9 protein-coding genes are annotated in these 7,765 nt (G+C 37.3%); 2 read left to right on the top strand and 7 right to left on the bottom strand.

Annotated elements, in window-relative coordinates:
- Positions 1-111: 50S ribosomal protein L34 (gene rpmH, locus VKY50_RS11365; RefSeq protein WP_324301951.1), on the bottom strand; the 111-nt coding region annotated here is incomplete at its 3' end.
- A 334-nt stretch (positions 112-445) separates the two neighbouring features.
- Between rpmH and VKY50_RS11370 the strand changes: the two genes are divergently transcribed.
- Entirely contained in the window at positions 446-961 is a 516-nt protein-coding gene (locus VKY50_RS11370; RefSeq protein ID WP_324301938.1) for a DUF2892 domain-containing protein, read from the top strand.
- Between the two features lie 2 nt (positions 962-963).
- On the opposite strand, the gene cls is transcribed toward VKY50_RS11370, so the two are convergent.
- The 3 genes from cls to VKY50_RS11385 are packed head-to-tail and all read right to left on the bottom strand — an operon-like array spanning position 964 to position 4,066.
- Positions 964-2,418 (bottom strand): cardiolipin synthase, encoded by a 1,455-nt coding sequence (gene cls / locus VKY50_RS11375; RefSeq protein WP_324301940.1) that lies wholly within the window; start codon positions 2,416-2,418, stop codon positions 964-966.
- Positions 2,418-3,374 (bottom strand): lytic transglycosylase domain-containing protein, encoded by a 957-nt coding sequence (locus VKY50_RS11380; RefSeq protein ID WP_324301942.1) that lies wholly within the window; start codon positions 3,372-3,374, stop codon positions 2,418-2,420. The genes cls and VKY50_RS11380 overlap by 1 nt, the downstream gene beginning before the upstream one ends.
- 41 nt (positions 3,375-3,415) lie before the next feature.
- Positions 3,416-4,066: an alpha/beta hydrolase gene (locus VKY50_RS11385; RefSeq protein WP_324301944.1), complete on the bottom strand. Its 651-nt coding sequence runs from the start codon at positions 4,064-4,066 to the stop codon at positions 3,416-3,418.
- Positions 4,067-4,277: 211 nt separating this feature from the next.
- On the opposite strand from VKY50_RS11385, the gene VKY50_RS11390 reads away from it, so the two are divergent.
- Positions 4,278-4,571, top strand: a complete 294-nt coding sequence (locus VKY50_RS11390) for a GNAT family N-acetyltransferase (RefSeq protein WP_008990391.1) — start codon at positions 4,278-4,280, stop codon at positions 4,569-4,571.
- Positions 4,572-4,629: 58 nt separating this feature from the next.
- On the opposite strand, the gene mtaB is transcribed toward VKY50_RS11390, so the two are convergent.
- The 3 genes from mtaB to VKY50_RS11405 form a co-directional block, all read right to left on the bottom strand.
- Positions 4,630-5,964: a tRNA (N(6)-L-threonylcarbamoyladenosine(37)-C(2))-methylthiotransferase MtaB gene (gene mtaB / locus VKY50_RS11395; protein WP_324301948.1), complete on the bottom strand. Its 1,335-nt coding sequence runs from the start codon at positions 5,962-5,964 to the stop codon at positions 4,630-4,632.
- Positions 5,965-6,106: 142 nt separating this feature from the next.
- On the bottom strand, positions 6,107-7,282 hold the full coding sequence (locus tag VKY50_RS11400; protein ID WP_324301949.1) for a GlmU family protein: 1,176 nt from the start codon (positions 7,280-7,282) through the stop codon (positions 6,107-6,109).
- 161 nt (positions 7,283-7,443) lie between these two features.
- Entirely contained in the window at positions 7,444-7,695 is a 252-nt protein-coding gene (locus VKY50_RS11405) for a type B 50S ribosomal protein L31 (protein ID WP_324301950.1), read from the bottom strand.
- Positions 7,696-7,765: the final 70 nt, after the last annotated feature.

The following is a 7,765-nucleotide window of genomic DNA, read 5'->3' on the forward strand; positions in this document are numbered from 1 at the left end:
TTTTGCTCTTCTGCTAGAAAGCACCTTTCTACCGTTTACAGAAGCCATTCTTTCTCTGAAACCGTGCTTATTTTTTCTTTTTCTCTTCGAGGGTTGAAACGTTCTTTTCATTATTAAATATCTTTATCTACTTTGTAATTCAATGGTTAAACGGCTTGCAATGTATCTTCACAAAAGCGCGGCGCAAATATACGAAGACTTTTCTCTTAGACAAACCACTTTTTAAAAATATTTTTACCAATTAGTAAAATTAAATTTCAAAACTGCTCACCACCCGCAATTCCAGTAGTTTCCACGGTTTTAAAATTTTACAACCCACTTGAATAACTGGTCACTTTACGCTTTAAAGTACTGATTATATAACGGAGAAACTTTAATAGACCTACGGGTTGTTAAATAGCGCCTGTTTTTATTACCTTTGGCAATTCAATTAAATGACCATAAAATGTTCAACAAAAATATAAAATTAGTTATTGCAGCACTAATATTTGCGTATGCCATTTATCAATTTGTAGAAGGATTCATCGGAAACGGTATTGCCCTTATCTTACTTGCAGGGATATTTGTTTTCCTTTATTTTAGGAATGAATTCATCTTACTAGCTTTTTTAAAAATGCGTAAACAAGACTTTGTTGGAACCGACAAATGGTTGAATAAAATTAAAAACCCTCAGGTTGCTTTAACTCAAAAACAACAAGGTTATTACAACTACCTTAAGGGGATTATGACTTCTCAGACCAATTTAACCCAAGCAGAAAAGTATTTTAAAAAGGCTTTGAAACTCGGTCTCTCCATGGATTATGATGTTGCGATGGCCAAATTGAGCTTGGCTGGTATTTCAATGCAAAAACGACGCAAGCGCGAGGCGACCATGCTTTTAAATGAAGCCAAAAAGCTTGACAAACAAAACATGCTGAGAGATCAAATCAAAATGATGCAAGATCAACTTAAAAGGATCTAACGTTACAATAAGGGAGCCCAAAGTCTGCAACCAGACTCTATCAGCCGTTGAATTGTTCCGCGTTTCTCCCAGCGATTGACATCTATTATAGTGCTATGCACCAAATCGTTTAGAAATAATTCACGCATCTCTATGGCAGTCTTTTTATGATACAACATGGCATTGACTTCAAAATTTAGATGAAAACTCCTGTTGTCCATATTAGCGGTTCCAATGGTTGAAAACACATCGTCTGCAACAATGGTTTTAGCATGAATGTTACCCTTTTCGTAAAAATAAATTTTAACCCCAGCTCTTAACAAAACTGATAAAGAAGCATAGGTAGCATATTTGGCGATTCGAGAATCACAATTTTTAGGAATTAGCAAGCGAACATCTACACCACTCTTTGCCGCCGTAATCATTGCCAAGGTAATTTCTTCATTGGGAATAAAATACGGGGTCGTCAAATACACGTACCGCTTTGCCGAATTAATAGCAGTGAACATAGCCTCCATAATACTTGCCCACTTCATATCGGGACCACTGCTGATAATTTGTATAGGGAGCTCATTTTTCACCTCTGATTTAGGAAACCATCGCGGCTTTACCTCTATGCTTTGTTCGGTGACAAAATTCCAACCCAATAAAAAATACAATTGTAACATCCCAGTAGCTTGACCATGAATTCTCAAATGGGTATCTCTCCAATACTCCCGACCTGGTGCATTGACGTATTCATCCCCAATATTTATGCCTCCCAAATATCCAATCTCTCCATCGATCACCACTATTTTTCGATGATTTCTATAATTGATTTTCGAGGCAAATCGAGGGAAATAAATCGGCATAAATGGAAAAACCTCCACCCCTGCTTTGGTAAGTAGAGATATCGACCTATTGCTAATAGAACTTCCAACTGGATCATAATTAATCTTTATCTCTACTCCCTGCTGGCTTTTTTTACAAAGGTGTTCGATAAGCTGTGATCCAATTTCATCATCCCTAATAATATAGTACTCCATATGAATAGAAGATTTCGCAGCCTGAATATCTTCAAAAAGCCGTTTGAACTTTGCCTCACCATTTACTAAGATTTCAGCCTTGTTGTACAAGGTAACAGGAGCGTATCGCTGTTCATCGATCAACTTAATTATCTTTGTATTACCATCAAGGATCTTCGATGACAAGTCATAGGCCTTATCCTCAAGGATCTTTAACTTATCTGTCCAGTTCTGTACGTTAACTTGATTGAGAAGCGCCCGCTTTTTAAACATTCTAAACTTGCGGTAATCTTGTCCGAAAAAGTAATACACAATCAAGCCAATACCAGGAAACACCGCTAGTACAATAATGTACGATAAGGTTTTGGTCGGATTAATGTTTTTAAGGAGTATTAAAATTATAGCTATGATGGCTAAAACATAATTCACTACAATTAAAATCTCCCATAAGTGATCTTTAACAAAGCTCCACATTAGTTCAATGGTGGGTAATACCCTTCTTTAGGAATTTTTATGATATACTCCTTTCTTGAAGCATTATTTAAATGAGCTTCTCTGAGCCAAGGATTGTGAATTTTTAAGACCTTATAACTTATCCCAAACTCTCTGGCAAACTTTGGAAAACTGCTAACGGCCGTATCAACGGAAACCTCATTAACAGGGATGTGGGTATATAGATCTTCCTGATCAAAATTAAAACCATATGATTTTGGATTGGAAAGGATCTCTTTGATAGCCAAAATTCTAAAAACATATCTGCCAGTTTCCTCTCCTAGAAGTACATTGTAATACCCTTCTATCTCCTGACGCTCCAGCTGTCTAGCCATACCATAATTTCCAGCGTTATAAGCGGCAGCTGCCATGGTCCATGTCCCAAATCGTTCCTTTGCCTTTTTTAAGTAAGCGCAAGCAACCTCAGTGGATTTTTGAATATGGTAACGCTCATCCACATTAGAATTAACCTCCAGTCCATATTCTTTAGCTGTCCCTTTCATAAGCTGCCAGAATCCTGTTGCACCAGCGGGAGAAACAGCCTGCGTTAATCCACTTTCTATCACAGCTAGATATTTAAAATCATCTGGGATACCATGGTATTTCAAAATAGGTTCTATAATCGGAAAATATTTATGAGCCCTTTTAATAAGTAACAGTCCATTGGATTGCCAATACGTATTAACAAGAAGTTCTCTATCCAATCGTTCTTTTACATCAGGATCTTCCACTGGAACTCGCTCTCCTGCAAAGTTAATACCCGCGGGTATTTTAGTGGCATAGACATTATAATCTTTTACCAAACTTAAACTGTCATTAACAACCCCTTTACCTTCCATTGCTTTTTGTGGTACATCGGTAGTCTTTACCGCATTGATAAAAACAGCTGCTACCCAAATCACAGCACAAACCACCACCACTTTTTTAATTCCATCCATAACCGTAACTTTTAATTTAAATACCTTTATAATATACTAATTTAATCAACAAGTAGTTTTGGGAGATTTTCATTGAACCACTTATACTTATTTAGAATCATAACATGGGATCCACCTTTAACCGCGATACACCACTTAATATAAACAAAAGGAAAAACTTTATCCTTTTCTCCGTGTATATGAATGGTATTGGGCAAGGCATCTTGTTGATCCCATTTTATAATTTTGTCGATCGCCCAATCTAAATAGTGCTTATCCCTAACCGAAAGATACTTCTCATACAAATCCAATCGTTTCACTACTGCGTCTCCATAAGCGTATTTGGCAATGACTTCGAGCTTATAGACCAAGGAAGTCGGTATTAAACGATGCAAACCAGTGTATTTGGCTAGGATCATCCGTCTTGGAAGTTCAAATTTGGATTTAACGCTAGAGATCACCACAATCTTTTTCACTTTGATCAGCTTGGCCATTTCCTGTACAATGATTCCTCCAAAAGAAACCCCCACAAGAATTGGATTATCCTCTTTAATTCCTACAATTAAACGCTTCGCATAAGACATTAAACTTTCGTTCTTCTCAGGAATGATCCATTCCAAATAATGCATTTTAAAGTGCTGCTCAGGAAGTTTAATATACTCAAAAATACTTGAATTTGCGGCCATTCCAGGCATGAAATACACATGGGTCATTAGTTCACCTTTAGTTTATACGCTGAAAAATAGCTATTTAGGCAATTTTTACGTACCTTTGCGGAGCTAAAGTTATGTATTTCTTCATCAAAAAAGCAAAACGACCTTACTAATTTAGTTCACTAAGAGCCGTTTCTATACATCAATAAATAGCTGTGAAGAAGATGTGTTAAAGGTTGATAGATTGGAAAGTAAAGTAAAATTCACAATAATGAATGAAGTAGTAATTAACAACAATGAGTTCTTGCGGCAGTATGAAACTAAGGTTGATGGCAAATTAGCAAAAATTGAGTACGCCTCACAAGAACGTAAAGTTTTTCTAACTAAACTGGTGATCCCTGAGGGAGTTACCGATCCGGAATTCAAAGATGAATTCATCAGAACTGTACTTAGAAGCATTGAAGACAAAAATCTAAGTGTAGTACCAACAAGCCCCCAAATAGCTGGTTTTCTCAGAAAACACAAAGAATTTAAATGTCTGCTCCCGGTGGGAATCAGAATCTAAAAATTAAAAAGGCTGTTTTTAAAAACAGCCTTTTTAATTTCTCTCAACTTGAAAAAGTCTAAACGGCCGTCTTAGCCGCTTCTATAAATTCTACTTTTAATATTCCATCCTCAGCAATACCAGTGAGTTTCACCCTGTGAAGCGTGTTCACTAAAGCTGGATTCCACGGCAATTTGACCTTCACATAATTCTCAGTAAACCCATGGATATATCCTTGTTTGTTCTCTCCTTCAAATAAAACAGTATGTTCGGTTCCCACTTGAGATTCATAAAAGGCACGTCGTTTTTTAGCCGAAAGTCCTCTTAGCATCTTACTTCGTTTATTACGGATTTTTTGATCAACAACACCTTCCATATCTACTGCCTCGGTGTTATCACGCTCGGAATACGTAAAAACGTGTAGATAGGAAATATCCAGGTCATTTAAAAAGTGGTACGTTTCTAAAAAATGTTGGTCAGTCTCCCCTGGGAATCCAACGATCACATCTACCCCAATACAGGCATCAGGCATCAAAGATTTAATTTTTGCCACTCTGTCAACATACAGCTCACGCTGATAACGACGTTTCATTTTGGCTAAAATTGCATTGCTACCACTTTGGAGAGGTATATGAAAATGCGGCACAAAAGTTCGACTGGAAGCCACAAATTCAATCGTCTCATTTTTGAGAAGGTTGGGCTCGATTGAAGAAATTCTCAATCGTTCAATTCCTGGAACTTCATCCAAGGCTTTAACGAGTTCAAAAAAGGTATGTTCGTGCTTTTTATTTCCAAATTCTCCCTTTCCATAATCCCCAATATTAACACCAGTAAGCACAATTTCCTTAATATTTTGCTCGGAAATCTCTCTCGCATTTTTAAGAACATTTTCCAGGCTATCGCTCCTAGAAATCCCACGTGCCAGTGGAATTGTACAATACGTACATTTATAGTCACAACCATCTTGAACCTTTAGAAAAGCACGGGTTCTATCCCCTATGGAATAGCTTCCTACATAAAAATCAGCTTCTTCAATCTCACAGCTGTGTACTTCACCAAAATCGTTTTTAGAGAGGTCATTTAAGTAGTCCGTAATTTTAAATTTTTCGGTAGCTCCAAGTACTAAATCCACGCCATCGACATCTGCTAGCTCCTCTGGCTTTAATTGTGCATAGCAACCGATGGCTGCTACAAAAGCATTTGGATTGACCTTTTGAGCTTGTTTGACAATCGTCTTAAACTTCTTATCCGCATTCTCCGTAACCGAGCAGGTGTTGATTACATATATATCAGCCTTCTCAGAGAAATCAACCCTATCAAATCCCTCCTCAGCAAAACCGCGAGCGATCGTTGATGTCTCTGAAAAATTAAGCTTACACCCTAAGGTGTAAAACGCCACCTTTTTAGCCTCCATTTGATCGAAATTAATCCTTGAAAAACAGTTTATTATGCCCCTTTAAAAAAGCGCACAAATATACCAACTTATTTAGAGGAATGAAAGAATATACTCAGTTTTAGCAGCTAAAAATATTTTACTTCGCAACAAAGGGCGCGTGTTAATTTTTACGCCACTTGGAGGTTTGCTCGAAAACATGGGTTAATATCTTTTCATCCTCAGCGGTAAAACAGATCCCGCGTCGTTCCATCATAACTCTAGCGGTCTGAAACGCTTTCTCAAGCTTGTAGGTAGTAAAACCTGAGGCACCTCCCCAGCTAAAGCTTGGAATAAAGTTACGTGGGTAACCACATCCGAATATATTAGAACTCACCCCAACTACGGTGCCTGTATTAAACATGGTATTAATACCACACTTACTATGGTCTCCCATCATAAGACCGCAAAATTGCAGGTTAGTTTTAGAAAAACTTTCCGTTTGGTAGCTCCAGAGTTTCACTGTAGAATAATCATTTTTAAGGTTCGAGCTATTGGTGTCCGCTCCGATGTTACACCATTCCCCTAGGACAGAATTCCCAAGGTAACCTTCATGCCCCTTATTAGAGTTACCAAAGATGACTGTATTGGTGATCTCTCCCCCAACCTTACAACCTGGACCGATCGTAGTAGGACCGTAAATCCTGGTCCCCATTTTAGTTACCGAGTATTCTCCTAGAAAAAAGCCACCACGGATCATGCTTCCTTCCATAACAGTGCTGCCCTTAGATATATAAATAGGGCCTGGAGAGGCATTTAAAGTGGCGCATTCCACCACTGCTCCTTCTTCTATAAATATATTCTCCGGGGCAATTACCCTGTTATTGCTTGGAATAGGTTGGCTTGTTCTATCTTTGGTTAATAAATCAAAATCCGCCTGTAAAGCGAGGCTATTTTTGGAAAAAATGTCCCAAGTATTTTGTACCTGGATACACTCCCCATCATACTCAATGGCTTGGTATGAATTTAAATTTATCTCTTGCTGGGCGTGGGTGGTATAAAAAGCAATCACCTCTTCCCCGTGAAAAAGTGCTTGATTCTCTTCTAGTCCTTTGATAATTTGCGCCATTTCAATGGTTGGAAGGTAGGAAGCGTTAATTAAAACATTTTCCTCCATCTCGACCATTGGATAACGCTCGGACAAATAGTCTTCTGTAATGGTTGTGGTAGTATAGCCAAGGAATTTTTCCCATTTCTCTCTTATTGTTAGGATCCCAATACGAATATCAGCAACTGGACGTGTGAAAGTAAATGGCAATAATGCCGCTCTTGCAGGACCATCAAAAAGGATATAGTTCATGTGTTATTTTTGAGGTAAAATTAAAATTAAAGTATAGTAACTTAAAAAGAAATCCGACCAAAAAAATTTTTTAAGGTCAAGTGACAATCTTTTACTCTTAAAAACAAAAAACCTCTGAGATTATTATATCAGAGGTCTTAAAAGTAAATATTGAATATTTCTTATTTTTTGAACTTGGCGTATTTATTTTTGAATTTATCAATACGTCCAGCTGTATCCACAAGTTTAGATTTTCCAGTATAATATGGGTGCGATGATCTTGAAATCTCCAGTTTAACCACAGGATATTCCACACCGTCTACTTCAATAGTCTCTTTAGTATCCGCAGTAGACTTTGTAAGGAAAACATCATCATTGGACATATCCTTAAATGCTACTAATCTATAATTTTCTGGATGTATACCTTTTTTCATCGCCTTTATATTTTTAACTATCTTATTCTTTCGATTTTTCGAGCTGCAAATTTATATAATTATTTTGAAT

It is taken from the genome of Galbibacter sp. (assembly GCF_035306585.1).
Classification (GTDB): Bacteria; Bacteroidota; Bacteroidia; order Flavobacteriales; family Flavobacteriaceae; genus Galbibacter.

What these genes read in the sequence shown, in the direction of transcription:
- VKY50_RS11370 (WP_324301938.1), top strand. Translation starts at nt 446, where the DNA reads ATGTTCAACAAAAATATAAAATTAGTTATTGCAGCACTAATATTTGCG.
- cls (WP_324301940.1), bottom strand. Translation starts at nt 2,418, where the DNA reads ATGTGGAGCTTTGTTAAAGATCACTTATGGGAGATTTTAATTGTAGTG.
- VKY50_RS11380 (WP_324301942.1), bottom strand. Translation starts at nt 3,374, where the DNA reads ATGGATGGAATTAAAAAAGTGGTGGTGGTTTGTGCTGTGATTTGGGTA.
- VKY50_RS11385 (WP_324301944.1), bottom strand. Translation starts at nt 4,066, where the DNA reads ATGACCCATGTGTATTTCATGCCTGGAATGGCCGCAAATTCAAGTATT.
- VKY50_RS11390 (WP_008990391.1), top strand. Translation starts at nt 4,278, where the DNA reads ATGAATGAAGTAGTAATTAACAACAATGAGTTCTTGCGGCAGTATGAA.
- mtaB (WP_324301948.1), bottom strand. Translation starts at nt 5,964, where the DNA reads ATGGAGGCTAAAAAGGTGGCGTTTTACACCTTAGGGTGTAAGCTTAAT.
- VKY50_RS11400 (WP_324301949.1), bottom strand. Translation starts at nt 7,282, where the DNA reads ATGAACTATATCCTTTTTGATGGTCCTGCAAGAGCGGCATTATTGCCA.
- VKY50_RS11405 (WP_324301950.1), bottom strand. Translation starts at nt 7,695, where the DNA reads ATGAAAAAAGGTATACATCCAGAAAATTATAGATTAGTAGCATTTAAG.